This is a genomic window from Dissulfurispira sp. (genome assembly GCF_036745535.1).
Lineage (GTDB): Bacteria > Nitrospirota > Thermodesulfovibrionia > Thermodesulfovibrionales > Dissulfurispiraceae > Dissulfurispira.
This window is the reverse complement of the sequence record NZ_DAIOFX010000018.1, coordinates 1-26,823: the sequence shown is the minus strand read 5'-3', so window position 1 is coordinate 26,823 and position 26,823 is coordinate 1. Positions and strand designations below refer to the sequence as shown.

The window sequence follows — 26,823 nt, the reverse complement described above, 5'->3', positions numbered from 1 at the left end:
TTCGACATCAAAGCTGACTCTGTCGCCCTCGGCAAGGGATTTGAATCCACTACCTTAAATGGAAGAATAGTGGACGAATATATCGCCGCCTTCATCACTCGTAATAAAGCCAAAACCCTTGGAATCGTTGAACCACTTCGCTGTACCGGTAGCCATTCAGAAATACCTCCTTGTGTAAAAAATAAAGTCTCATGGACTTCCTGCTGCATCACAGATGCGCAAACTGACAACTGAAACTTTTAAATATCTATATTCCTCGCCTCAAGTGCGTGCTTGACTATGAACTCCTTTCTCGGCTCCACCTGGTCGCCCATGAGGACGGTGAATATCTCGTCTGCCTTGACAGAATCCTCTATGCTGACCTGTAAGAGCGTCCTCTTTTCAGGATCCATGGTCGTCTCCCACAACTGCTGCGGGTTCATCTCGCCAAGTCCTTTGTACCTCTGAATGCTCAAACCCCTTTTGGATGCCTCGGTTACCGTGGTCAGCAGTTCTTTTAATAAAGCGACTTCTTTTGTCTCCCCTTTTATTTGCAGTTTATACGGAGGGTTGCCGAAAATCTCTGTTATTTCCTTGTACATCTGTGCTATCTCTTTAAACTCAGGCGACTGAATGAATGAGACAGAAAGGCTCATCTTGTAATTCTGTTTCCTGATTTCTACTGCATGCGCTTCCTGCTCTTCATCAAAGCTTATCTCGCCGTGCTTTATGTTAGGGATCTTTCCTTTTATTTTTTCCAGAAGCGATGTTACTGCCTCCGCGCTTTTGAAATTTGATTTTTCAACGCCTAATTCCAGAAGCAGGCTTATAATCTCAGGGTCTTTCCTCTTTTTATCAAACCACTCCATTATTCTCTCATATAATGAAATCTTTTTGAGATGGGGAATAAGCTTCTTGCCTCCTATCAAACCCGAAGGCGTCGATACCTGAATGTCCTCTGCAGCAAGCTCAAAGAGCATCGCCATGAGCTCCGCCTCATTCTGGACATATCTCTCGGTCTTACCTCTCTTGACCCTGAAAAGAGGCGGCTGTGCAATATACAGATAACCCCTCTCGATGAGGTCGGGCATCTGTCTGTAAAAGAATGTAAGAAGGAGTGTTCTGATATGAGCTCCATCCACATCTGCGTCTGTCATGACTATTATCCTGTGATACCTTGATTTCGATGCATCAAAATCACCTGCGCCTATGCCTGTGCCGAGGGCTGTTATCAATGTCTTTATTTCGTCAGATGTGAGCATCTTGTCAAAACGCGCCTTTTCAACATTGAGTATCTTTCCCCTCAAGGGCAGTATTGCCTGAAAACGCCTGTCCCTTCCCTGCTTTGCAGAGCCTCCTGCAGAGTCTCCTTCTACTATGAACAGCTCTGAACGCGCAGGGTCTTTCTCGGAGCAGTCTGCGAGCTTGCCGGGAAGTCCTGTGTCCTCAAGGACTCCCTTTCTCCGTGTCAGCTCCCTTGCCTTTCTTGCAGCCTCCCTTGCCCTCGCTGCCTGGATTGCCTTTTCTATTACCTTCCTTGCAACAGAAGGGTTTTCTTCAAAGTATGTGGAAAGTGCTTCGTTTGTTATGGATTCAACAAGGCCCTTGACCTCGCTGTTTCCAAGCTTCATTTTTGTTTGGCCTTCAAACTGGGGGTTCGGAAGCTTTACGCTTATAACCGCTGTAAGTCCTTCCCTTATGTCTTCGCCGGATATGCTCTCTTTTCCTTCTTTCAGGATTCCGGAGGATATTCCGTAGCTGTTTGACGTCCTTGTAAGGGCTGATTTAAAGCCTACCAGATGGGTACCGCCCTCCCTCGTGTTTATGTTGTTTGCAAATGTATATATGTTCTCTGTATAGCCGTCATTGTACTGGAGGGCTACTTCGACATTAATCCCCTCTTTTTCTCCTGATATGTATATAGGCTTCGGGTGAATAGGAGTCTTGTTTTTATTGAGATGCTCCACAAAGGATACAATCCCTCCCTTATACAGGAAGACCTGGCTCTTTGCTGTCCTTTCGTCTGTAATGTTTATCTGAAGCCCTTTGTTCAAAAATGCGAGCTCCCTGAGCCGCTGTGCAAGGACATCGTAATGGAACTCCATTGTCTCGAATATCTCTGCATCGGGCTTGAATGTAATTTTTGTCCCCCTGCCCTTTGTCTTTCCCACAACGGTTAAAGGGCTTACAGTGGTCCCCCTCTCAAACCTCTGCTGATGTACAAGGCCGTTCTGTTTTATCTCCACCTCGAGCCATTCAGAAAGTGCATTAACAACAGACACGCCTACGCCATGAAGCCCTCCTGAAATCTTGTATGCCTTTGACTCGAACTTCCCTCCTGCATGGAGTTCTGTTAGCGCTATCTCTGCAGCGGTCCTGCCTTCAGGGTCTCCCGGGTGTGGCTCTGTGGGAATACCCCTTCCATTGTCTATTACTGTGCAGCTTCCGTCGTGATGCAGGATGACCTCTATGTTTGTGCAGAACCCTGCAAGGGCCTCATCCACGCTGTTGTCCACGACCTCATAAACAAGGTGGTGCAGGCCGTCTATGCCTGTGGAACCGATGTACATTGCAGGCCTTACCCGTACTGCTGAAAGGCCTTTCAGTATCTTTATCGCTTCAGCTCCGTATTCCTCTGTTTCAGCAATAGATGTTTGTTCTGCAGCCTCTTCTATCTTTTTTTCGTCCATTTTCTCCCTCTTGCCAAGTTTATGAGTAAAAGGACAAATGAGTGGATGTGTTTTTACTCATTTACACATATACTCTTTTACTTATTGCCTATAATCTCATCGGCATTACTACGCATTTGTAGTCCTCCCCTCCGTCCTCGGTAATCATGGCAGGGCTGAGGGGTTCATTCAGTTTAAGTATGACCTTTTCAGAAGACATGGCATTTAATGCATCCAGTACATACCGCGCATTGAAGGCCATGGTCATTGCATCTCCTGAATAGCTTGCGCTGATCTCATCGCTTGCCTCTCCAAGGTCTGGGTTTGAGGCAGAAATCACCATATTGCTGGAATCTATATCCACCCTCACCGCATTGCTCCTCTCCCTGCTCATTATCGAGACCCTTCTCAGGGACTTTGTAAGCAGGTTCCTGTCCACTGTGAGTATCTTCTCATTTGCAGTTGGAATGACCTGTTCATAATTTGGATATGTCCCCTCTATCAGCCTTGTCAGAAACTGTATGTCGTCTATCTTAAAAAGGACATGGTTTTTCCCAACAACAACCTTTACGGGTTTTGCTTCATCGCTTAAAAATCGCCTCAGCTCGGCTACGGACTTTCTCGAAACAATCATCTTTTTCTCTTCTTTTGATTTGGATGTTATGGCCCTTTCAGAAAGCGCCAGCCTGTGGCCGTCTGTACCGACAACAATAAGCGCTCCGCCGGGTTTTACATGAAAGAGAAGGCCGTTCAGTACATACCTTGTATCCGACTCTCCAGCAGCGTATATGGATTTGTCTATCATCTCAAGGAGCAGTGAAGAGTCTATCTCCATTTCTTCTGTTGATTCAAAGGAGGGCCAGACAGGGAAATCGTCTGCAGAGAGGCTTGCAAGGCGGAAATTGCTCTTTCCTGATTTAACCTTTACCCATTGGGTGTCTGTGGATTCAAGGTTTACTTCTCCGTCCATCTCCTTTACAATCTCGAACAGCTTCCTTGCAGGAATGCACATCCTGCCTTCTTCTGCTATGCCGAGTTTAATTGGCTCTTTAAAAGCTGTTTCAAGGTCTGTGGCAGTGATATACGCCCCCTTTTTTTCCGCTGTAAGAAGGAAGTGGTTCAATATGGGCATGGTATTTTTCTTTTCCACGATATTCTGGATATCGGAAAGTTTCTTTTGCAATTCGTCCTTTTCTACTGATACCTTCATTGTTCCCTCCGTTTTATAGAGACTATCCTCTCAGCTTTTTATTAATATTCTCTATGCTTTTATTCAGGTTTTCATCCCTGCTGCGCCTGTCCTCTATCTGCTTGCATGCATAGATCACAGTGGCGTGGTCCTTTCCGCCAAAGCACCTGCCGATTTCGCTTAAGGATAGCTGCGTATGCTGCTTTGCGATATACATTGCTATCTGCCGTGCATTTGCCACTTCCTTCGTGCGCTTTTTTGTTTTCAGCTCCTGTACCTTCATCCCGAAATATTCACAGACTGCCTTTTGTATGGTCTCTACGGTTATGGGTTTGTCGTCTTCAGATATCAGGTCTTTCAGCACATTCTTCGCCATATTTATGTCTATTGGCATGCCTGTGAGTGACGCATGGGCGCCTAACTTTATAAGGCATCCCTCCAGCTCTCTTATGTTGGACTTTACCCTCGTGGCTATGAAATATGCTACTTCGTCGTTTATTGAGAGCTTCTCCGCATCCGCCTTTTTATATATAATTGCAACCTTTGTCTCTACCTCCGGAGGCTGTATGTCCGCAATAAGCCCCATGCTGAATCTCGACCTGAGCCTGTCTGTAATATCCGCTATTTCCATGGGCGACCTGTCGCTGGAGATCACTATCTGCCTCTGCTTTTCATAAAGGGAATTGAATGTGTGAAAGAACTCCTCCTGCGTTGTGGTCTTTCCTGATATGAACTGTATGTCGTCGATAAGCAATACATCAACATTTCTGTATTTCTCTTTTAGTTCCGCCATCTTTTCGTGCCTTATGGATGAGATGACCTCGTTGGTGAACTGTTCTGTAGAGACATAATAGACTATCATCCCTGGATTTTTATCCACTATGGCATTTCCGATTGCATTTATTATGTGCGTCTTGCCGAGACCGACTCCGCCGTATATGAATAACGGATTGTAGGCATAGCCCGGGTTCTCTCTAACCCTCATGGCAGCAGCATGGGCAAACTGGTTTGAAGGACCCACAACAAAGGTATCAAAGGTATATCTCGGATTTAAATAAATGCCCCTGCTTGCCAGTTTGTTCCTTCTGTTTTCGAGCCTCGAATCCATCCTCCTTAGGGCAGCATCCTCTTTCTCTGCAGTCTTGTATTTTACGGTCAGGGGATATCCGAGGATACTTTCCATAGTGTCTGCAATAATTGTAGGATAATTGTCCTCTATCCATTCTCTGAAAAACCTGTTCGGAATCTCCAGTGCTATAGTTTTGTCTTTCAGTTGAAGGAGTTTTATTGGCTTGAACCAAAGGTTAAAGGTGCTGTCTCCAACCTTTTCAGCAATCTTGGAGAGGCTTTTATCCCATATTTTTTCTATGTTGGTAACCGCTGCCATCCCTTATCCTCTTCTGAGAAAACCGAAATGTCCATTATTTATTAACATGTTATTAACATTTGTTAATAATTCCATCCACTTTCACCTGCTCATTATAGCCTATATGTTAAAACAAGGGCAATAATATGTTAGTTAATAAGAACCGAAAATCTTTTCAACACCAAATGCAATTCCATATAAAAAACAATACTGATTTCTTACATCTATAACTTATTGATAAATAAATATCTATATAGATTATTAACAAATAAACAGTGCCTACTATAATCACTATTTATTATTTAAATAAAAGAATAGTAGTATTACTTCTTAGTATTTGTTAGGATTTTTTAGATATCCCTCAATAAAGGCATCAATATCTCCATCAAGAACCGTATCCACATTGCCGACCTCTATATTAGTCCTGTGGTCTTTAACAAGCCTGTAAGGCTGAAGCACATAAGACCTTATCTGATTTCCCCATGATATCTCCTTTTTATCGCCTGCTATACCTTCAAGTTTCTGTTCCCGCTCTTTGAGAGATATATCATAGAGCCTCGATTTTAATATCTTCATTGCAAATTCCCTGTTTCTGTGCTGTGACCTCTCACTCTGGCACGAAACTATTATTCCTGTAGGAATATGGGTAATCCTTACAGCAGATGAGACCTTATTCACGTGCTGTCCGCCTGCACCTGAAGCCCTGAAGGTGTCTATTTTCAGATCCTCATCCCTTATCTCTATCTTAATATCATCCTCTATTTCAGGATACACAAGCACGGCAGAAAAGGATGTATGCCTTCTTTTGTTTGCATCAAAGGGCGATATTCTTACGAGTCTGTGTATGCCGGCCTCTGCCTTCAGATAACCATAGGCATAAGGGCCTTCGACCGTGAAGGTCACTCCCTTGATCCCAGCCTCATCCCCTATCTGTAAATCAACTATTTCCGTCCTGTATCTATGCATCTCAGCCCATCGCAGGTACATCCTCATCAGCATCTGCGCCCAATCCTGGCTCTCTGTACCGCCTGCACCCGGATGGATTGTCACTATCGCACTATTTTTATCAACATCTCCTGAAAGGAGGAGTTTTAATTCTATAGCCTCTAAATTTTTTCTGAGCTCATCAGCCTCTCTTTTAATGTCCTCAAAGAATATCTCCCCCTCATCCTCGCTCAGGATTGCAAGAGACTCCTCGAGGTAGAGGATCTTGTTTATTGCATTTTCTATGGGCCGTATGGTCTCTTCGATATTGGCCTTTGCCTTCTGCAGACCCTTCAGTTTTTCTGGAGAAGACCATACGTCTTCGGATGAGAGTTCCTTCTCTATATTCGACAGTTCGGTCTTGAGCCTGTCGACATCAAAGATAACCTCTTAAAGAGGCTGCCTTCTCTTTTAATTCAGAAATGTAATCTTTAAGCTCGTTCTGTAACAGCATATCTATTCCTCCATATATATTCTAAGCGACTAAGTCATTGAATAATCAAGTAATTACTTATTTGCTCATTCACTCATTTACTTGTTCTTTTCAGCAGCAGCAACACCGAACAAACAATGCATAGATACGAAAATATATCCCCGTATTTCGTATATGGGGTCAGTGTCCTGTCTGTTTTTATATCCTTAACCAGAGATGTCTTATCAAACAATTTTGTTGTACCTACTATCCTTCCGCTGCTGTCGATAAATCCGGAGATCCCTGTATTTGCAGCCCTTATAACAGGTTTTCTGTTCTCTATAGCCCTGAACACGGCCATGCTGAAATGCTGATAAGGGCCATGAGTCTTTCCAAACCATGCATCGTTGGTGATGGTCACAATAAAGTCTCCCCCCCGGACATAAAATTTCCTAACAAGGCCAGGGAATATGATTTCGTAACAGATTAGCGTGCCGAAACTTCCGAAGGGGGTCACTGCCTTTATATAACTATCCCCAGGGATATAATCCCCTACGCCGACAACCAATTTATCAACAAAGAACAGGAGGTTTCTCAGGGGGACATACTCTCCGAAAGGAACTAAATATATTTTATCATAGATATATGAGATATTTCCATTTTTATCGAGGAGCACAGCGCTGTTGGTATATCCGATTTCTGGTTTCGGGCCTCTTTTGTCGTCTGTCGTCTGTTTTCTATCCCCTGTTCGCTGTTCTTTAGCCAGTACGCTCCCGAAGAGGAGGTAAGAATTCAACTGCTTCTGAAAGGAGAAGAGATTTTCTGTGAATTCCCTGTCTCTTCCAAAACAAAACGGTACGGAAGTCTCTGGCCACACAATAATATGTGGGTTGTCCCGAGACACAGCAAGGGAAAGTTCCTGATATGTGTTTATAACAGCATTCTGGTATGCGAGATCCCATTTCTTGTCCTGCTCTATATTGCCCTGAATTACAGCAGCCCTTATATTAAATCCATCCCTTTTCTGGTTGAGTTTATAAAGGCCGTAGGAAAAGGTCGACAGAAGGGCTATAAAGAGTATTACAAAGCCGCTGATAGTTGGAATAAGGGAATAAAGAGGCCGCTCCAGCCGTCTCTGTTTTAGCAAAAGGGCATCGGCAAAGGCGCCATTGATTGCCACCAAAAGGAAGGAGATACCGTAAACGCCTGTGATATCCGCAACCTGTATGAATGCCAAAAACTTATACTGGCTGTAACCGAGACTTGACCATGGGAATCCGGTCATGGCATACGAACGGCCAAACTCGAGTACCGTCCAGAAGACCGGAGCCACAAACATCACGGGCAGGTCGGTTTTTCTTATATACGACGAATATAAAACTGAAAACAGCGCAGGATAAAGGCTCAGATAGAGACACAAGAAGAGGACTATCAGAATGCTCGGCACAAATGGTATGGAGCCGTATTTGTTTATGGCGTGGTAAATCCAGTAGGTTGTGCCAAAGAAATATACTATGCCAAAGAAAAGCCCTGCCTTAAATGCCTCTTTTTTATCTTTATCGTAAAGAAACACAAACAAAGGTATGAGGGCAACCCATGCAAGGAGATAAAGGTCTATCTTTGGAAAAGACAGAATGAGTAAAAGCCCTGATAATAGGGCAGGCCCGTAAAATTGATTGAATTTTGCCTTGAGATTGTCCATAATGTTCTAACCCCTGTTATTTATTACTGCTGCCTTTTATGTTATCATAAAAAAGTTATGCCTGCTATTGTTATTATACCGTCCCGCTACGCCTCCTCCCGTTTTCCGGGAAAACCCCTCTGCCTCCTCTCAGGAAAACCCATGATCCGGCATGTGTATGAAAGGGCGCGGGAAGCACGCCTTGTACAGGATGTCTTTGTGGCAACGGACAACAAACTCATTTATGATACGGTAGAGGGCTTTGGAGGAAAGGCAATAATGACTTCAGAGGCGCACCCATCAGGAACAGACAGGATTGCAGAGGCGGTCGAAAAATTACAGGCTACAGGCTACAGACTACAGGCTACAGACATAATTGTCAATGTTCAGGGAGATGAGCCCATGATCCATCCACAAATGATCGACGATGTTATAAGCCTGATGGACGATGAAAGGGCATCCATGGGCACCCTGGCAAAGAGGATAGAGAATATTACAGAAGCAATTGATCCGAATATTGTGAAGGTTGTTTTTAATGCAGAGGGCTTTGCCCTTTATTTTTCGAGGTCTCCTATACCGTATCACAGGGATGAATGGAAAGACCTGAGACATCTCACGGTTCACGGTTCACGGCTCACGGTTTTCAAGCACATCGGCATATACGCATATCGAGAAGATGTATTGCTAAGCCTTTCAAAACTGCCATCAACAAAACTGGAGGAGATTGAAAAGCTCGAACAATTGAGGGCATTGGAAAAAGGCTTCAGGATAAAGGTAAAAGAAACAGGGTTTGAGACCATAGGAGTAGATACACCAATGGATCTGGAGAGGGTGGAAAGATGCCTAAGTATATCTTTGTAACAGGCGGAGTCGTATCGGCGTTAGGTAAAGGTATTGCAGCATCAGCAACAGGAGCGCTCCTTGAAGCAAAGGGGCTTCGGGTAACAATGCAGAAGCTCGATCCTTATATCAATGTTGACCCGGGGACATTAAGCCCTTTCGAGCATGGAGAGGTCTATGTTACTGACGATGGCTGCGAGACAGACCTCGATTTAGGGCATTATGAGAGATTCACACATGTGAGGACATCTGTTTTTAGCAACTATACAGCAGGAAAGATATATCACAATGTGATAACAAAGGAGAGGAGGGGCGATTATTTAGGAGATACGGTACAGGTCGTTCCCCATATCACCGATGAGATAAAAAGCGCCATAAAGTCTGCAGCAACAGAAGATTACGATGTAATAATAGTTGAGATCGGCGGTACTGTCGGCGACATAGAAAGCCTGCCCTTTCTCGAGGCAATAAGGCAGTTCAGACATGATGTTGGCAGGGAAAATGTCTTATACATGCACCTCACCTTTGTCCCTTACATAAAGGCTGCGGGAGAGCTTAAAAGCAAGCCGACACAGCACAGCGTTAAGGAGCTGAGGGCAATAGGCATCCAGCCTGACATACTCATCTGCAGGGCGGAGATGCCATTGTCGGCAGATGTAAAGAGAAAGATAGCCCTTCATTGCAACCTTGAGCCTGATGCAGTTATTGCAGCGGCGGATGTGGAGACGGTGTATGAAGTGCCCCTCTGCTTTAAATCAGAAGGCCTTGACAAGCTTATAGAAAAAAAACTATCCCTTGACCGTCCGGAGCCTGACACATCGCTCTGGGCAGAAGTTGTGAAAAGGATAAAGGAGCCGAAATTCGAGACAACAATAGCAATTGTCGGAAAATATGTAGGGCTGAAGGATGCATATAAAAGCCTTACAGAGGCACTCCTTCACGGCGGGATTGCAAACAATGCAATGGTAAATCTCCACTGGGTCGATGCAGAAGAGATTGAGAAAAAGGGGGCAGAGAACTTTTTGTCAGAGGCGGATGGAATCCTTGTCCCCGGCGGATTCGGAACCAGGGGCATTGAGGGGAAGATAGAGGCAATAAGATATGCAAGGGAGAAAAAGATCCCTTATTTCGGCATCTGCCTCGGGATGCAGACTGCTGTGATAGAATTCAGCCGTAATGTCTGCAAGCTCTCAGCCAACAGCACAGAATTCGATGCGGATGTAAAAGACCCTGTTATTTATCTCATGGAGAAGTGGTATAACCACAGGACAGGCAGGATCGAGGAGAGGACAAAGGAATCACAGATGGGCGGCACAATGAGACTTGGCGCTTACCCTTGTGTTATAAAGGAAGGAACCCATGCCTTTGATGCTTACGTTACAAAGGAAATATCAGAAAGGCACAGGCACAGATACGAATTTAACAACAAGTATAGAGACATCCTCACTAAAAATGGCCTTGTCATCAGCGGCACATCCCCTGATGGTGAACTGGTTGAGATGGTTGAATTAAAAGATCACCCGTGGTTTCTGGGATGCCAGTTCCATCCTGAATTTAAATCAAAGCCCATAGAGCCACATCCGTTGTTCAAGGCATTCATCGGTGCATCCCTCAAAGAGAAGCGAGAGCTTTTCCATCCTAATGAAGTGCAGTAAGCGCATAGCATTCATAGGCGATTCCCTAACCGAATATTTTGATTGGCAGAGCCGTTTCCCAGAATACGATGTGATGAATCTCGGGATAGCAGGGGAGACAGTTGAAGGGCTTCTTGGCCGGATTGATAGAATCATTTCATCAATCAAAAATCCCGATTGCATCTTCCTAATGACAGGCATCAATAATATCGCAATGGAAGACTTCGATATTCTCGAATCGTACAAAAAGATTGTTAGCGAACTATCATCCAAGTTTAAAGATGCAGTAATTGTTGTTCAGAGCATATTGCCCGTGAATTTACACTGGATAGATAGCGGCGTAATAAAGGCAATAAACAGGAAGCTAAAAGATATCGCTTATGAATTCAATGCAGAATACCTTGATGTATTCTCGTTTTTTGTAAATGCGCATGGAAGGTCAGAAGATAGTTATCTGCTTGACGACGGCGTGCATCTGAGCGATGCTGGTTATGATGTTTGGGCAAAGGTGGTGGAAGGGTTTCTTAATTATTGCTGTAAGAGTATCTCAAGCAATCTGTCCAGCTCATCGAGGGAATAATACTCTATCTCTATCTTACCCCGCTTGTCTTTATGATTGATTTTTACCTTTGTTCCGAGCGATCTGGTGAGTTTGTTTTCGAGGTCTGCAACTTCAGGCATTTTTTCTTTTTTCTTTTTCGGCATTGCAGGCTGGGATAATCTCTTGCATAAAGCCTCAGCCTCTCTTACGCTTAAGCCTTTTTTGATTATTTCCTTTGCAGCCTCTATTTGTTTCTGCCTGTTTTCTAATGTCAGCAAAGCCTTTGCATGTCCGATGGAGATACTGTCATTATTTATAAAGGCCTTAATTTCATCCGGAAGCTTCAGAATTCGCAGATAGTTCGCAATTGTTGCCCTGTCCTTTCCAACCCTTTGTGAAAGCTCCTCCTGCGTCAGATTGAATTCCTTAAGAAGCCTGTTGAATGCCTCTGCAGTCTCAACTGCATTCAGTTCTTCTCGCTGGATATTTTCTATAAGGGCTATCTCTATTGCATCCTGTGAGGATACATCTTTTATGAGTGCAGGAATTTTTTTCAGGCCTGCTAATGTTGCAGCCCTCCATCTGCGCTCGCCTGCAATGAGCCTGAAAGTGCCGTCTCCAACACGGGATACAATCACTGGCTGGAGCACGCCCTTTTCTTTTATTGAGGCAGAAAGCTCTTTCAAAGCCTCGTCCTTAAATATCTTTCTCGGCTGGTGCTGGTTGGGTATTATCTTTTCTATTTCGAGCCTGATGACCTCCTCCCCTTTTTCAGGGAGCAGGGCCTCAAGCCCTTTGCCTAATGCGGCCTTCATTTTGCGAGCATCTCCTTTGCAAGGGATAGATAGCTCTGGGCGCCCTTTGAGCGGGCATCATAGAGGATTGCGGGTTTTCCATGGCTCGGCGCCTCGCCGAGCGAGACATTCCTCGGTATAAGGGTATGATAGACCTTTTCCCTGAAGAATTTCCTGACCTCTTCTGCCACCTGATGGGAAAGGGTATTCCTTACATCAAACATTGTCAGTAGTATTCCTTCGATATCCAGTGTTGGATTAAAAGAGCCGCGCACAAGCTTAAGGGTCCGTGATAAAAGGCCGAGGCCTTCGAGGGAATAATACTCGCACTGCACAGGCACAATGACAGAATCAGCGGCAACAAGGCCGTTGAGCGTAAGCAGTCCAAGAGACGGAGGACAATCAATAAATATATAGCGGTAACTATCTTTTATCCTTGCAATCGCATTTAACAGTATTTTCTCCCTTCCTTCTCTCTGGACAAGCTCCACTTCTACTCCGAGGAGGTCTATATTTGACGGGACGATATGAAGGTGGGGAACCGATGTTCCGATAATTACCTCTTCTATAGGAAACTTCCCTGTATAGATGTCATATAGGCTTTTCTGCAGTTCATCCCTGTTTATTCCGAGGCCGCTTGTAAGATTGCCTTGCGGGTCTGTGTCTATAACGAGAATGTCTTTTTCTGCGAGGGCGAGGGAGGCTGCAAGGTTGATGGTTGTTGTTGTTTTTCCTACTCCGCCTTTCTGGTTAGCTATGACGATGGTTTTTCCCATTGGTAATTTATTGTATCATTTTCATTGGATATTTTTCATAAACTCTATCCATATCGGAAGGGCTGCCTTTGCACCTGCCTCTTTATGCCCGATAGGCTTGTGGTTGTCCCTTCCAACCCACACGCCGACAACAAGCCTGTCGTCAAACCCTATAAACCACGCATCAGAAAAATTGTTTGTTGTGCCTGTTTTGCCATAAACAACCCTTCCGAGCTCCTTTGCCCTTGCTGCCGTTCCCATCTCAACCACTGCCCTCAAAAGCACCTTCATCTTATCCACAGTTTCAGGTGCGAGCACGTTTTCTGAGGACGGAAAAGTCTCTTCTAAAAGGGCGCCGTCCCTGTTAATGATTTTCTCATAGGTGATGGGGTCGACCCTGTTTCCCGTAGCAAAAACTCCATAGGCAGATGTCAATTCCAGAAGGGTTACATCTGATGCGCCGAGGGCCAAAGGCAGATACGGATGGAGGGTGTTTTTTATTCCGCATTTTTTTGCAATGTCTATAACATTATTAATTCCCACATTATAGGCAAGGCGAACGGTTGCTGTATTCAATGAAAGGGCTAAGGCTGTTTTTAACGGCACATATCCATGATATTCGCCGTCGTAATTTTTAGGAGACCAGACAGTATTCGGCTTCCCGCCGGGAAAGTATACTGGTTCATCAAGAATTTCATCCGATTCCGACATGCCGTTTTCAAGGGCGGCCATATAAACAAATGGCTTGAACGCAGAGCCTGGCTGTCTCAATGCCATGGTTGCCCTGTTGAACTGCGTCTCCCAGAAGTCGGTGCCTCCCACCATTGCCTTTATGTGTCCATTTCGCGGGTCGATTGCTATCAATGCTGCCTGAATGCCTTTTTTTACCCGCTTTTCAATGGCATTTATTCCATTTGCCACGGCCTCTTCTGCAATTTTCTGCATATTATAGTCAATGGTTGAATATACTCTGAGACCAGATGTATATATGGCATTTCCGTACTTTGCCTCAAGGTTCTGCCTCACAACTTCCACAAAGTAAGGGGCCTCGTATTTTCTGTAAAACGGCTTGACAGGCAATGGCTCTGCATTTGCCCTTTCGTATTCTTCCTGGGATATAAACCTGTTTTCCAGCATCTTTTTAAGGACGAGTTGTCTTCTCGCAAACGCCTTTTCAGGATTTCTAAACGGCGAATACATGCTGGGAGCCTTTTGGAGCCCTGCAAGCAGGGCAGTCTCTGATAGGGACAATTCATTTACCGATTTTCCGAAATAGGTCTGGGAGGCGGCCTCTATTCCATACGCCCTTGTTCCGAAGTATGCCTGATTCAAGTACATGCCCAGTATCTCATCCTTTGTATATCGCTTCTCTATCTGGACGGATATGATTGCCTCTTTTATTTTCCGTGACAGGCTCTTTTCTGGTTTTAGAAAGAGCATCTTTGTAAGCTGCTGTGTGATGGTGCTTCCGCCTTCGACAATGCTTTGTGCCATAAGGTCTTTGTAGAGGGCGCGCAGGATTCCTATAATGTCCACACCCGGATGGGAATAGAATCTCTGGTCTTCGATAGCAATGAAAGCTCTTTTTATGCGGTCAGGGATATTGTAATGGGGAATAAAGTTTCTTCTTTCGAGATAGAGTTCTGCCAGAACCTTTCCGTCAGAGGAATATATAAAAGAGGACTCGGATGGGGTGTAGCCTTCGAGGGATCTTACTTCAGGAAGGTCAGAAAGGCTCCAGTAAATAAAACCTCCGAATGCACCAATGGTTACCGATAGAAGAACAACGATCAGAAGCTTTGACCAATGCATACAGATATTATAACTGATATACTATTTTTATGACCTTAGAACTATCAAAAGTCCCTCGCAAGCCAGGTGTCTATATTTTTAAAGGCGTGAAGGAGAAAGTTCTCTATGTGGGCAAGGCAAAAAATCTGAGAAACCGCCTGAGGAGCTATTTTCAGGATTCTGCGAGCCTCGATCCGCGCAAGACAGCGATGGTCAGGATGGTCAAGGACTTTTCCTTTATTGCCACGGATAATGAATTAGAGGCGCTTATATTAGAAGCAAACCTCATAAAGCAATACAAGCCCAAGTTTAATATCATCCTGAGGGATGATAAGAATTATCCCTACATCAAGCTGACTGTTACAGAACAATGGCCGAGGATAGAGGTTGTGAGAAGAATAAAAAAGGACAGCAATCTATATTTCGGCCCTTATGTGCCTTCACAGGCAATGTGGGAGGCACTCGCTTTTATCAGAAGGAATTTTTTAATCAGGACATGCGGGTATTCCCTCGATAAGCCTATGAGGCCATGCGTCCAGTACCAGATGAAGAGGTGCTCTGCTCCATGCGCAGGACTTATCAGCAGGGAAGAGTATAAGAAGATAATAGATGATGTAATCCTCTTTCTAAAAGGCGAAAAGAGGGAGTTGCTGCATCGGCTTGAAGAAAGGATGCAGAGGCTTTCGGATGAAATGAGATTTGAGGAGGCTGCAAAGATAAGGGACAGGGTATTCAAGCTCCAGAGGGCATTTGAGTCGCAAAAGGTTGTTTCTCCTGAACTCGGGGATATAGATGTTATCGGTTATTACAGAGAAGGCGATGACATAGCTGTAAATGTCTTATTTGTGAGAAACGGCACGCTCATAGGCGTGAAGGATTTCTTTTTGGAAAAGGTTCTGACATCAGACAATTCAGAGATGATGCACAGCGTTATAGAGTTCTTCTATGCAAAGGAGATAATTCCGCCGGAAGTTATTCTGGTAAATGTAATGCCTGACAGTGCAAGGTCGCTGAAGGCATGGCTTAAGAAAAAGAAAGGGGAGGTCGTCAATATAGAGGTTCCTGTAGATGGAAAGAAAATGGAACTCCTCCAGATGGCAAATGAGAATGCAAGGCTTCATTTCGGATCAAAAAAGAAGTCCACTTTTGACGAGACCTTAAAGATATTGAAGAACAGATTACATTTAACAAAAGTCCCTTCATCCATCGGAGCATTTGATGTCTCCACGATTCATGGCAGCGAGTCTGTAGGCGCTTTTGTGTATTGGGAAGGCGAAGGATTTAAAAAAGACATGTACAGGCATCTGAAAATAAAGGGTGTTCAGGGGGTTGACGATTACGCGATGATGCATGAGATTGTGGAATGCGTATTGAGAAAAGAACACTTAGTGCCAGACGTAATTGTCATAGATGGAGGCAAGGGGCAACTTGAGGTTGCAAGAAAAGTTATGGAGGATTTAGATATAAAGACCGATCTTATCGCCGTTGCCAAAAAACCTGACAGGGCATTTCTGATAAATGATGAAATTATCGACCTTGAGGACAGAAGCACTTCATCGCTTCTTTTGAAAAAGATAAGGGATGAAGTTCACAGGTTTGCGATTTCTTTTCACAGGAAATTAAGGGATAAGAGATTGATGGAATCTCCTCTCGAAAAAATTCCCGGAATTGGTAAAAAAAGGAGGCTCGAACTCCTGCGCCATTTCGGAAGTCTTGAAAACATCCGCAAAGCAACGGTGGATGACATAGCGAAGATAAAAGGGTTTAATAAGAAAGTGGCGGAGATGGTGGTGGAGGGGGTGAGGAAGGGCTAATGGTTATAGGATAATTTAGGCATGAGCTACTTCAACATATGAGATTTACTTTATACCTCATAAATATCTCCACGCGGTTTTAGAGTGATGTCTTATTTTATCTTAATAAAGGCTTAACTTCAAACTTTCTATTCCGCCCCTACGGCTGCCATAGAAAAATCGGAGGTTTTGAGATAGAATAAGATGTAAGTCAGGAGGCATGAGAAAATGCAAAAACAGCAAACAGCAGATTTATTGGACAGAATCACTGTTAACCCTGATGTGATGGTTGGCAAGCCTACTATCCGGGGGTTAAGAATAACCGTTGAGCAAATACTTAAGGCCCTTGCAGGCGGCATAACAGTCGAAGAATTATTGGAGGACTATCCCGAACTCGAAAGATATGTTTTACAGTCAACGGCATGGTCGAGAAATTCGGTGGCACTGCGGGAAACATTGCCTATTCTTTAAGCCTTCTTGGAGAAAATCCCGTAATTATTGCAACTATAGGAAAGGACTATGACAGGTATGCAGACAACCAAATAACAGGATTTAATCCCGGAGCAATGAAGTATAAATCAGAATATGATTTTAAAAATCCTGAACCAAAGGACTCGGCAGTCATCATCGGTCCAGGCAATCTTCAGGACATGAAAGAATATGCAAAGAAAGCCAAAAGCAAAGGTATCAAGTGCATCTGCGACCCAGGTCAATCTCTCACACAATGGGACGGCAATTCTCTCAGGGAATGGGTTGACGGCTCATATATGTTGATTACCAATGGAAAAAAGCGATACTTTCATTAACGCTTGACATTAAGTTGACGGCTCATATATGTTGATTACCAATGATTATGAGCTTGAGCTTGTTATGAAGATGACAGGAATGGACAAAAAGGTCTTTTAGGAATGACGAAAACAATTGTTACAACACTCGGAGAAAAGGGCTCTCTTATTAGCACTCCTGATGGCGATATGCAAATACCTGCGGCAAAGATTTCAGAGATTCTTGACCCGACAGACGCAGGAGACGCTTACAGGGCAGGGCTGATTAAAGGGCTTGCAATGGGCAAGAACATCGAGACTGCTGCAAAAATGGGAGCGGTTGCCGCTGCCTATGCGATAGAGAAATACGGCACTCAGGAGCATTGTTTTACTTATAATGAATTTGTAAAAAGGTGCAGGAGCAATTTTGGAGAGTTGTGATTAACGAAGAAGCGATAAAATCTTGCCTTAAGAATAAGTTTAAAGATGCCGATATATTCATCAGCAAACTCGACGCTGGTGTTCATGGCGCAGGTTTCCTTATAGAGATAAAGACAAAAGAAGAAGTTAAATCATATGTCATAAAAGGCCTTTTTCCCGAAGGGCTCGGGCATGATTATCCATCAGACAGGGCTCAGGTATTTCTTTTGGACCTCGAAATATATAATGACCTTCCAAAACATGCAAAGGCCATAGATGTGCTTGCTGAGATGGAGGATGGCTCAATAAAGTCCATCGGCGGAGGCAAGGAATATTACCTTCTGATGGAAAAAGTTGAAGGAAGGGATTATTTCAATGACCTCAGAGAATTCTCCAAAAAAGAAAAACTTGATTCCAAAGACATAAGCAAGATAAAGGCAATGACATCGTATCTTGCAGAGATACACTCGGTAAAGAAAGAATCAAGGGCATTATACTGGAGAAAAATAAGGGACATCATAGGGCATGGTGAGTGCCTGATGGGGGTGTTTGATATATACCCTGACAGTACTTTAAGCTATGAGGAGATGGCAGAAATAGAAAAGATGTGCGTGGATTGGAGGGCAAAACTAAAACCCAAGACCCATCGACTGTGCCAGATTCACGGAGACTTCCATCCGGGCAATATTTGGTTCAAAGACGATTCTGATTTTGTTCTTCTCGACCGAAGCAGAGGGCCTTATGGTGATGCAGCAGACGATGTTACTGCCCTTTGTATTAACTATATATTTTTCTCTTTAATGTATCATGGAGAGATAAAAGGGGCGTATCTCGAGGGTCTTAATCTGTTTTTCGAAGAGTACATCAAACAGACGAAGGATAATGAATTGTTCGAGGTGCTCGCTCCGTTTTTTGCCTTCAGGGGGGTAGTTGTTGCCAATCCAGTATTTTACCCTGAATTGAGCGATGATGCGCGAAATAAGATATTCAGGTTTGTTAAGAGTGTGCTTTCATCAGAAAGGTTTGATACGAGTAAAGTTAATTGCTATATAGCTAATTAGATTTAGGATTACCTGTGCCTACTTTTATATAATTTTCCCAGATTAAGAATAATTCCTTTGTTGCCCTGAGATCTCCTGCACAATACCGCGCAATATCCACATAGCGGCCTGATTTAAAGAGGTCTTTTACCTCATAACCTGTTATTACTTCGCCTGATTCATTGGCTGATTTCGGGCTCTTTATATTAAATGTTTTGCACCACATATCGAGGCTGAATCTTCTCTTTGATGCACCGTAAAATGTTAACTGGTCGAGGAGGTCTATGTGTGCGCTATTATATCTGTTTGGCATCAAATCCCTTGTGGGTTTTATCTTGTTTACTGCCGAGCGGATCATGATAAAAGGGCAGTCAAAGCCCCTGCCATTGAAGGTAATAAACTGATCGCATGTCTTTATGGCATTCCAGAATTTCTGGAGCATCTCTGCCTCTGTCCCGCATTCATATCTAATGCCGTCTTCTTCGAAGGGCAGGAGCATGTCTTCTGGTGTCTGGAAATATACAGCGCCTTTGTTTGAATCTGGGTTGAGCATTCCTATGGCAACTATCTCGCCTGTGAGGGGATAGAAAGAGAGGCTTTCTCTGACCCGATCTTCTTCCTCTTCTGTCTCAGCCCATTTCAAGAGATATTCCTGCGTTGACGGGTCAAGGGAGTCGAAATCCACTCCAACCGTCTCTATATCAAAAATTATTCTCTTCATATATTTTCAGGAGGATTTCATAAGGGGGACTTTGTCCCCCTTATGTGCTACGCTGCCTTTTTCATCTTTTCAAAGACCCTCCATGTCTTGATGGTATCTATTGCCCTCTGTAATTGATTGTCGTCTTTTTCATCCACCTCTAATGGAGCCATCTCCTTTTCTTCGGGACCCTCCTTTTGCTGCTCGTTTTTTAGGTGTCCTTCCAGATCTTTTTCCCTTGCAACCCTGTGCTGCTCCTTTCCATCCTTAACATCGAGTTTTACGACTATATCAGGGGTAATCCCAACACCATGAATGCTTGTGCCCTTTGGCGTATAGTACTTTGCAGTGGTAAGTCGCAGCCCCGAACCGTCGCTGAGGGGAATAAGGCTCTGCACAGAGCCCTTTCCAAAGGTCTGGACACCGATAATTACTGCCCTGTTCCAGTCTTTCAATGCGCCTGCAACGATTTCCGATGCACTCGCACTGCCCTGGTTGACGAGGACTACCATAGGTATATCCGTATATGGTTTTTCCCCATCTGTAAAGTATTCTGTTTTTTCACCGTTTTTGCTCTTTGTGTAAACCACGAGCTTTTTGGGCGGAAGGAACTGTTCGGTAACCTCCACAGCGCTGTTAAGGAGGCCTCCGGGATCGTTCCTCAGGTCAATGATCAGCGAAGTCATGCCTTCCTTTGACAACTTCTCCAGCGCAGCGGAGAGGTCAGGGCCTGTTGACTCCTGAAACTGGGTTATTTTTATGTACCCTATTCCATCCTGAAGCATCCTTGACTTTACACTCTTGATCTTTATGATATCCCTGACTATTGTAAAATCCTTTGTCTCTTTCCAGCCTTCTCTGAAAATGGTCAATATAACGGATGTGCCTTTCGGCCCCCGCATCTTGGAAACAGCATCCGTCAATCCCATATTCTTTGTGGACTCTCCGGAGATCTTGAGGATCTTATCGCCTGCCTTAATGCCTGCTTTAAATGCCGGCGTGTCTTCAATTGGAGCTATAACCGTGAGCATTCCGTCCTTAATCCCTATGTGAATGCCGAGCCCCCCGAATTCGCCCTTTGTTTCTACCTGCAGTTCCTTTAATGCCTCGGGCGTCATATAGCTTGAATGCGGATCGAGGGAGTTAATCATCCCTTTAATGGCGCCGACCACGAGGTCCTTTGTTTTGACCTCGTCAACATAGTTTTTCTTTATGAGGGTAAGAACCTCGGTAAAGGTACGCAGCTCTTCATACCCGTTTTGTGCATTTACAGTTTTTACCGCCCATCTGCCCGCTACTATTCCGATTAAGGCGATGGAGAATACTACTGTTACAAAAAGCCATCTCTTCCTTCGAAACATCCTTTATCCTCCGTAACGACTCTTATTTCTTCAGCCATTGTTGAGGGTCAAGGGGCTTCCCTTTATATCTGAGCTCGAAATAGAGACCGCTTGCTCCGATGGTGCTGGATTCCCCCACCTCTCCGATGGTTGTATGTTCTTTTATTATAGCTCCATTTTTCAAAAAAATCTTGGACAGGTTTCCGTACAGCGTATGATAACCGCCTCCATGACTGATTATAATTAGTTGACCGTATCCCTTGAAATCGTCGGCAAATACAACCTTGCCTTCATGAACTGCCTTCACGGAAGACCCACTGGATGTTTTTATATGAATACCGCTTCTGAAGACAGGCAGGTTAAACAAGGGGTCGACCTGTGTTCCGTACTGAATGGCCACGGTGCCGTTTACCGGCCACGAGAGTTTTCCCTTTAATCTCGCAAACCCGCTGTCCTCAACCGGCTCCTCTTCCTTTGTTCCCGGTTTCGTTCCTTTCTTTTTCCTCAGCTCGCTTTCCCGCCTTTCGGATTCCTGTATTATTCTCAAGAGCCTGTTTGATGCCTCCTGCAATTCCTTTATCATTTTTTCATAAGTCTTTTTTTCCTTTCTGACGCTGACCAAGAGAGACTCTCTCTCTTTTTTCTTTTCCTTCAAAGAGCCTTCCAATTTGGTGAGTTTTTCCTCTTCTGTTTTGAGTTCTGAAGACAATTTTTTAAGGTTGTTCTGTTTTTCGCTTAGGACCCTGACGGTCTCTTTGTATTTGTTTATAAGCCTGTAGTCGTATGTGGATATATCGCTTATGTACCGCAGCGTCCTTAAGGTTTGCGATATATCCTCTCCGCCTATTAGTATGAGGAGAGCGTCGTTTCTCTTGCTTATCCTCTGTAATACCCGCAGTCTTTTTTTGAGGAGATTGCCTTGTAAATTAAGGCTCTCTTTGTTGTTGTTAATATCCACCTGCAAGGCCGATATATTGCTTTGTATTTTTTTTATTTTTCCGCGCTGGACTGTAAGCTGGTCTTTTATTTCATCGAGCTCCGCATTTGTTCTTCTTAGTTCTTCGATGACGGATTTTTCTGCCCTTTTTACCGATTCGAGTTTTTTCTTATGAGTCTTTATATCTTTTTGTATCTGTTTGTACTCTTCGTGAGGGCTCTCGGCAAAGGCATCAGAAGACAGAAGACAGAACACAGAATACAGAATACAGAACACGGAAAAGAAAAATCTGACTTCTGACTTCAAAGCTTTAATCTCCCGATGGCAATGACAGAGCCTACGATTCCCAGCGCAATTCCTGTTACTGGCAGCAGGATTAAAATTTCGAGGGGAAAGACCAATGTCTTGAGCATGGGAATAACCATGCTCAATCTGTATGTAACTGCAAAATAAAAGAGCAGTGCGCCGATTATTCCAAGAATTCCTCCGAAGAATCCGATGGCGCCGCCCTCTATGAGAAAGGGCATTCGTATAAAGCCCTTTGTTGCTCCAAGGAGTTTGATTATCTCTATCTCATCTTTTTTTCTGTAAAATAAGATCTTTACCGTGCTATAAGTAACAAAGACAACGCCTGTGGAGATTGTTACAAAGATTATGATGCTCATGTTCTGCAAGGATTTTTTCAGGAGGTGAATCGCCTCTGCTATTTTTTCTCCGTAGTACACATCATCAATGCCAGATACCTTTTTTATCTCCTCGGAAATCCGTTTTGCAGCGGCGGATGTTACAAAATCTTTTTTCAGTCTTATTTCGATAGACGACGAGAGCGGATTTTCATCCAGCCCTTCAAGAATATAGCGGGTATCCTTCAGGGTCTGTTTTAACTCTTTTATGGCATCGTCCTTTGATATATATTTCAAGCCCGCAATGTCTCCTCTCTTTTGGAGAGTATCAATTATACCCTGTACTTCTTCCTGCGAAATGTTGTCATTAAGATATGCCACCAGAGAAAAGCGCTCGGGAAGATGGCTCGCAACAAGCTCTACATTGTAGAGGAAAAAGGCAGTGAGGGTTATTATCAGCAGGCTGGATGCCACGGTGAATATGGAAAGGATGTTAATCCATTTCTCCCTGCAGAGGCTCTGGAAAGCCGATTTAAATGAATAGGCCAGCGTCATCAGCCTACCTCCTCGCCAACGAGATTTCCGCTGTCCAATTTCAGCACACGTCTTCCGGTATTTCTGAACAATTCCCTGTTGTGGGTTGCGATGAGGATTGTCGTTCCCTGGAAATTTATCTCTTCAAATAGTTTTATTATGTCGATCGATGTGTTGGGATCGAGGTTCCCTGTCGGTTCATCGGCAAGCAAAACGAGGGGCTCTGTCACAATTGCCCTCGCAATAACAACCCGCTGCTGCTCGCCTCCTGAAAGACTGCGCGGATAGCTGTCCGAGAGGTGGCGAAGGTGAACTTTTTTTAATGCCCCGGAAACGAGGTTTTTAATCTCCTTTTCGCCAACCCCCCTGATCCTCAAAGCCATGGCTACATTGTCGAATACGGTGAGGTTATTTATGAGCTTGAAATCCTGAAATACAACGCCGATGCTTCTTCGCAGGCGGGGTATTTGAGGTGTCTTTAAGGATTGAAGGTGAAAGTCCCCGATAACTATGTCTCCTTCATCAGGCCATTCAGCAAGATACATAAGCTTCAAGAGTGTGGATTTGCCGGCGCCGCTGGGACCTGTTAAAAAGGCCATTTCGCCCTTCCGTACAGAGAAGGTTATATTTCTAAGGACGCTCTGATGCTCGTAATATTTCGAGACATTTTGAAATGCTATCATAGCTTTAATGGTGGATGGGTAAAAGAGTGGATGAGTTTATGAACAGATGAGAAAAAATAATCATTAACTTATTAACCCATTTACCCATTAACTCATTTCCTCATAAACTCAGTCACTGTCTTTACTATATCCTCTGCTGTAAGCCCGTAGAGCTTCAGCAGATCATCCGGCTTGCCAGAGCCTCCAAAAGTATCCCTTGTGCCAATCCTCTTTACAGGGATCGGATGGTATTCCGATAAGAACTCGGCAACAGCGCCACCAAGACCTCCTATTATGGAGTGCTCCTCTGCAGTCACTATGAGCTTCGAGCCCTTTGCAGCCTCAAGCAATGTTTCTGCATCAAGAGGCTTTACTGTGGACATGTTAACGACACCAGCATCTATTCCATCTTTTGATAGCATCTCCCTTGCCTGTAGTGCCGCTGAGACCATTATCCCGTTGGCAATGATATTTACATCACGCCCGATATGGAATTTATATGCCTTCCCTATCCTGAACTTATAATCAGCAGGCATTACAGCGGGAACCTTAGCCCTCCCAAGTCTTACATAAACAGGGCCTTCGTAGTCTGCCACGGTATCGATTACCTGTTTTGTCTCGAAACCATCAGAAGGGACTACTACAACCATTTCGGGCAGGACACGCATCAGGGACACATCTTCTAATGCCTGATGGGATGCGCCGTCTTCTCCAACAGTTATGCCGGCGTGGGTGGCAACAAGCTTTACATTTAGGTGAGAGTAGCAGATGGTCTGCCGTATCTGCTCCCATGCCCTTCCTGTCTCGAATATGGCGAAGGTGGATGCAAATGGTATCTTTCCTGTGAGGGATAGTCCTCCTGCTGTCCCCATCATGTCCTGCTCAGATATGCCCATATTGAAGAACCTATCAGGAAATGCCTTTGCGAATTTGGCTGTCTTTGTTGAGCCTGAAAGGTCTGCATCGAGCACGACGATTTTTTCGTTTCTTTTCCCCAGTTCTGCAAGGGCTGCACCGTAGGCATCTCTTGTTGCAACAGCCTGCCCGGCGAAACTTTGAGATTCGACTGCTGACTTTTCTTCCCTACTTCCCATTTCCGCCCAACTCCTTTAATGCGATTTCAAGCTCTTCCTTTGTGGGTGCAAGTCCGTGATATTCCACCTTGCCTTCGAATATGGATACTCCTTTGCCCTTTATTGTCTTTGCAAGTATCACAGAAGGCTTGCCTTTTATCTTTTCTGCCTCATCGAGGGTATTTACAATTTCTTCCATGTTGTGGCCGTCTATCTCAAATATATGCCAGTTAAATGCCTTCCATTTTTCAGCCACAGGATCTATTTTCATTACATCTTCACACCTTCCGTCTATCTGCAAACTGTTTAAATCCACAATGGCGCATAAGTTATCGAGGGCATAATGCCCTGCTGTCATTGCAGCCTCCCATACCTGGCCTTCCTGGATCTCGCCGTCGCCCAGAAGGCAATAAACCCTTGCAGGGCTATCATCGAGCCTCAATCCTAATGCCATGCCGTTTGCTATGGACAATCCCTGCCCCAGAGAGCCTGTGGAGACCTCTATGCCCTGAAGCATCTTTGATGAAGGATGTCCCTGTAGAGGGCTACCAGTTCTTCTGAGGGTGCCAAGAAGGGATTTGTCGAAATAACCTGTTAAAGCAAGGACCGTGTAGAGAAGAGGAGCTGCATGTCCTTTTGATAGAATGAACCTGTCTCTTTGGGGCCATTTTGGATCATCGGGCCTGTGTCGCATTTTATAGAAATACAGAGCGGTAACAATATCTGCAGCGGATAAGGAGCCTCCGGTGTGGCCTGAGCCTGCCTGTGTGAGCATTTTCAATATCTCTATCCTGACTGTCCGTGCCTGCTCTTTAAGAAATTCAATGTCACGTGGTTGTGTTACAGTGGCCATGAGCAATATCCTTTCGTAGTCAAAAAATTAGAATATTATATACCATGTGGATAAAAAATTGTAACCAAGCTGCTTTCGGCTTAGCTTATTGTATCCGACCGGATACAGGCATTTTCTGGTCTCAACACGCCATAAGGTTTATATCATACCCATGCAACTGAAAGGCAAACCGCAAGTCCCTCCTCTGTTCCGAAACAAGGGATGCATATATCTCCTTCAGCTTTTCTCCGGAGCGTTGTGTGCAATTGTATTTTCTGAGAAGAGTCCCACTCCCTTTCTCCCATAATCTTTTCTATTACGATCCTGTTTTTATCTATTAAAAGGTTGTTGGAAGCCCTAATACAGCATACTCATCAAAGGAAACAGCCTTGTCTTTATCCATGAGTATGGGAAATGTGAGCTTAAGTTCTCTTGCAAAGGACTTCACGGGTTTTTCCGATGTATCTACCGATACAGCGAGGACAACAAAGTCTTTATCTTTGTATTCATTGTAGAGGTTATTCAGAGACGGCATTTCTGCCCTGCACGGACCGCACTATGTTGCCCAGAAATTGAGAAGAACAGCCTTGCCCTTAAATTCCGAGAGATTCACTTTTTTGCCATTGATGTCATTCAGCGTAAAATCAGGGGCAATCCCTTGTGCCGCAGAGACAGGATTCGAAAGGATGGTACATAAAGCCAAAAGAGCGATTAGTGTAAGGAAAAGCCTGAACTTCACCATGCCGCCTCCCAAAAGTGCATAGTTTATTAATTTATAAACAGTGTAGCACTTAGTTTGTGAAAAAACAATGAACGAACTAATGCGAGTGCGGGGTTAAAGCGGAGACTGTGAAGGATAAAAAAGGGAGGGGCAATTGCCCCTCCCTTAAAGCTTAATGATAAGTTAGCGTTTAGAATAAGACATCAAAGGTTAAGTAGATGTCTGTCGCTTTGTCAAGTACTTCGAAGAATTGAGGAGCACCGGGTCCTGCTGTTGTTAAACCTGAAATTTTCTGAGGAGCTCCCACCCAGTTATTGCTTCCAGTATATTTGAAGTCATAGTACTGGTAGCCGAGTCTGAAGAAAGCCTTTCCTCTCTTAGCAATAGGCTTCTTACTGAGTTCCTGGATTAGATAAACCTCATAAACATCGCCCCTTGTTCCGAGTTTTCCTGTCCATATGTCATCATTAGCAGGAACGAATGTTATCCAGTTCTTAGAGCCATGGTTATACTCCAAACCAATCTTTGTTCCTGTGGATTTGATATCATACCTGCCGCCAAGATAGATGGCATTGCCTGTACGTGATTTTTTGCTTGTATCTGTCATAGTGTCCCAGAGCAATCCATACAGGGTGCCAACGGTATTGTTGTTGGGATGTGTTTTGCTGATAGCGCCAGATGCAAAGAGATTGAGGTCTCCGACTTTGCCCATGACTGTTGCACCATACCAGTCTATTTCACCCAGATTT

General features: G+C 44.3%; 24 protein-coding genes and 2 pseudogenes. 8 read left to right on the top strand and 18 right to left on the bottom strand.

Annotation, left to right across the window (positions count from 1 at the left end):
* Positions 1–57: 57 nt before the first annotated feature.
* The 6 genes and pseudogenes from V7L97_RS05195 to lnt all read right to left on the bottom strand — a co-directional run.
* Positions 58–156, bottom strand: a pseudogene (locus V7L97_RS05195) (cold-shock protein); the annotation flags it as partial.
* Positions 157–239: 83 nt separating this feature from the next.
* Positions 240–2,669 (bottom strand): DNA topoisomerase (ATP-hydrolyzing) subunit B, encoded by a 2,430-nt coding sequence (gene gyrB, locus V7L97_RS05190; protein ID WP_333653922.1) that lies wholly within the window; start codon positions 2,667–2,669, stop codon positions 240–242.
* 88 nt (positions 2,670–2,757) lie between these two features.
* The gene (gene dnaN, locus V7L97_RS05185; protein WP_333653921.1) at positions 2,758–3,858 is read right to left on the bottom strand and encodes a DNA polymerase III subunit beta; all 1,101 of its coding nucleotides are present in this window, start codon (positions 3,856–3,858) and stop codon (positions 2,758–2,760) included.
* A 22-nt stretch (positions 3,859–3,880) separates the two neighbouring features.
* Positions 3,881–5,224, bottom strand: a complete 1,344-nt coding sequence (gene dnaA, locus V7L97_RS05180; protein ID WP_333653919.1) for a chromosomal replication initiator protein DnaA — start codon at positions 5,222–5,224, stop codon at positions 3,881–3,883.
* Positions 5,225–5,533: 309 nt separating this feature from the next.
* Positions 5,534–6,641 (bottom strand): peptide chain release factor 2 gene (gene prfB / locus V7L97_RS05175; RefSeq protein ID WP_333653916.1). Its coding sequence is split into 2 segments (ribosomal slippage): positions 5,534–6,565 and positions 6,567–6,641, totalling 1,107 coding nucleotides; the frame shifts between segments, so codons are not numbered across the junction.
* Positions 6,642–6,714: 73 nt separating this feature from the next.
* Positions 6,715–8,301 carry an apolipoprotein N-acyltransferase gene (lnt, locus tag V7L97_RS05170; RefSeq protein WP_333653915.1) on the bottom strand — a complete coding sequence of 529 codons (1,587 nt, stop codon included), beginning with the start codon at positions 8,299–8,301 and terminating at the stop codon, positions 6,715–6,717.
* A gap of 57 nt (positions 8,302–8,358) precedes the next feature.
* Here lnt and kdsB point away from each other — a divergent pair, with 57 nt between their 5' ends.
* Genes kdsB through V7L97_RS05155 form a run of 3 tightly spaced genes read left to right on the top strand, consistent with a single transcriptional unit; the run spans position 8,359 to position 11,334 of the window.
* Positions 8,359–9,141 (top strand): 3-deoxy-manno-octulosonate cytidylyltransferase, encoded by a 783-nt coding sequence (kdsB, locus tag V7L97_RS05165; protein WP_333653914.1) that lies wholly within the window; start codon positions 8,359–8,361, stop codon positions 9,139–9,141.
* A complete protein-coding gene (locus V7L97_RS05160) occupies positions 9,120–10,775 on the top strand; it encodes a CTP synthase (RefSeq protein WP_333653912.1) in 1,656 nt (551 codons plus the stop codon). Before kdsB ends, V7L97_RS05160 begins: the two co-directional genes overlap by 22 nt.
* Positions 10,762–11,334, top strand: a complete 573-nt coding sequence (locus V7L97_RS05155) for a GDSL-type esterase/lipase family protein (protein WP_333653910.1) — start codon at positions 10,762–10,764, stop codon at positions 11,332–11,334. The genes V7L97_RS05160 and V7L97_RS05155 overlap by 14 nt, the downstream gene beginning before the upstream one ends.
* On the opposite strand, the gene V7L97_RS05150 is transcribed toward V7L97_RS05155, so the two are convergent.
* Genes V7L97_RS05150 through V7L97_RS05140 form a run of 3 tightly spaced genes read right to left on the bottom strand, consistent with a single transcriptional unit; the run spans position 11,283 to position 14,656 of the window.
* Complete coding sequence (locus V7L97_RS05150; RefSeq protein ID WP_333653908.1) at positions 11,283–12,110, bottom strand: ParB/RepB/Spo0J family partition protein; 828 nt, start codon at positions 12,108–12,110, stop codon at positions 11,283–11,285. The genes V7L97_RS05155 and V7L97_RS05150 overlap by 52 nt on opposite strands.
* Entirely contained in the window at positions 12,107–12,865 is a 759-nt protein-coding gene (locus V7L97_RS05145) for a ParA family protein (RefSeq protein WP_333653907.1), read from the bottom strand. Before V7L97_RS05145 ends, V7L97_RS05150 begins: the two co-directional genes overlap by 4 nt.
* Before the next feature lie 21 nt (positions 12,866–12,886).
* A complete protein-coding gene (locus V7L97_RS05140; RefSeq protein WP_333653905.1) occupies positions 12,887–14,656 on the bottom strand; it encodes a penicillin-binding protein 1A in 1,770 nt (589 codons plus the stop codon).
* Between the two features lie 29 nt (positions 14,657–14,685).
* On the opposite strand from V7L97_RS05140, the gene uvrC reads away from it, so the two are divergent.
* The 5 genes from uvrC to V7L97_RS05115 all read left to right on the top strand — a co-directional run bounded on the left by uvrC (position 14,686) and on the right by V7L97_RS05115 (position 18,673).
* A complete protein-coding gene (uvrC, locus tag V7L97_RS05135; protein WP_333653903.1) occupies positions 14,686–16,449 on the top strand; it encodes an excinuclease ABC subunit UvrC in 1,764 nt (587 codons plus the stop codon).
* 207 nt (positions 16,450–16,656) lie between these two features.
* Positions 16,657–16,899, top strand: a complete 243-nt coding sequence (locus V7L97_RS05130; RefSeq protein WP_333653901.1) for a DUF433 domain-containing protein — start codon at positions 16,657–16,659, stop codon at positions 16,897–16,899.
* Positions 16,851–17,234 carry a hypothetical protein gene (locus V7L97_RS05125; RefSeq protein ID WP_333653900.1) on the top strand — a complete coding sequence of 128 codons (384 nt, stop codon included), beginning with the start codon at positions 16,851–16,853 and terminating at the stop codon, positions 17,232–17,234. Before V7L97_RS05130 ends, V7L97_RS05125 begins: the two co-directional genes overlap by 49 nt.
* A gap of 102 nt (positions 17,235–17,336) precedes the next feature.
* A complete protein-coding gene (locus V7L97_RS05120; protein ID WP_333653899.1) occupies positions 17,337–17,633 on the top strand; it encodes a PfkB family carbohydrate kinase in 297 nt (98 codons plus the stop codon).
* Complete coding sequence (locus V7L97_RS05115) at positions 17,630–18,673, top strand: phosphotransferase family protein (protein ID WP_333653898.1); 1,044 nt, start codon at positions 17,630–17,632, stop codon at positions 18,671–18,673. Before V7L97_RS05120 ends, V7L97_RS05115 begins: the two co-directional genes overlap by 4 nt.
* On the opposite strand, the gene V7L97_RS05110 is transcribed toward V7L97_RS05115, so the two are convergent.
* The 9 genes and pseudogenes from V7L97_RS05110 to V7L97_RS05070 all read right to left on the bottom strand — a co-directional run.
* The gene (locus tag V7L97_RS05110; RefSeq protein ID WP_333653897.1) at positions 18,666–19,373 is read right to left on the bottom strand and encodes a ribonuclease H-like domain-containing protein; all 708 of its coding nucleotides are present in this window, start codon (positions 19,371–19,373) and stop codon (positions 18,666–18,668) included. The genes V7L97_RS05115 and V7L97_RS05110 overlap by 8 nt on opposite strands.
* A 47-nt stretch (positions 19,374–19,420) precedes the next feature.
* Positions 19,421–20,713 (bottom strand): S41 family peptidase, encoded by a 1,293-nt coding sequence (locus tag V7L97_RS05105; protein WP_333653896.1) that lies wholly within the window; start codon positions 20,711–20,713, stop codon positions 19,421–19,423.
* Between the two features lie 22 nt (positions 20,714–20,735).
* Positions 20,736–21,935: a murein hydrolase activator EnvC family protein gene (locus V7L97_RS05100; protein ID WP_333653895.1), complete on the bottom strand. Its 1,200-nt coding sequence runs from the start codon at positions 21,933–21,935 to the stop codon at positions 20,736–20,738.
* Positions 21,932–22,807, bottom strand: coding sequence for a cell division protein FtsX (locus tag V7L97_RS05095; protein WP_333653894.1), 876 nt, complete (start codon positions 22,805–22,807; stop codon positions 21,932–21,934). The genes V7L97_RS05100 and V7L97_RS05095 overlap by 4 nt, the downstream gene beginning before the upstream one ends.
* Entirely contained in the window at positions 22,807–23,469 is a 663-nt protein-coding gene (gene ftsE, locus V7L97_RS05090; protein ID WP_333653893.1) for a cell division ATP-binding protein FtsE, read from the bottom strand. The genes V7L97_RS05095 and ftsE overlap by 1 nt, the downstream gene beginning before the upstream one ends.
* 92 nt (positions 23,470–23,561) lie before the next feature.
* Complete coding sequence (locus V7L97_RS05085; protein WP_333653891.1) at positions 23,562–24,542, bottom strand: transketolase family protein; 981 nt, start codon at positions 24,540–24,542, stop codon at positions 23,562–23,564.
* Positions 24,532–25,374, bottom strand: coding sequence for a transketolase (locus tag V7L97_RS05080; protein WP_333653888.1), 843 nt, complete (start codon positions 25,372–25,374; stop codon positions 24,532–24,534). Before V7L97_RS05080 ends, V7L97_RS05085 begins: the two co-directional genes overlap by 11 nt.
* A gap of 316 nt (positions 25,375–25,690) precedes the next feature.
* Positions 25,691–26,095, bottom strand: a pseudogene (locus V7L97_RS05075) (peroxiredoxin family protein).
* Positions 26,096–26,264: 169 nt separating this feature from the next.
* On the bottom strand, positions 26,265–26,823 hold a 559-nt coding region (locus V7L97_RS05070; RefSeq protein ID WP_333653885.1), incomplete at its 5' end, for a DUF3373 family protein.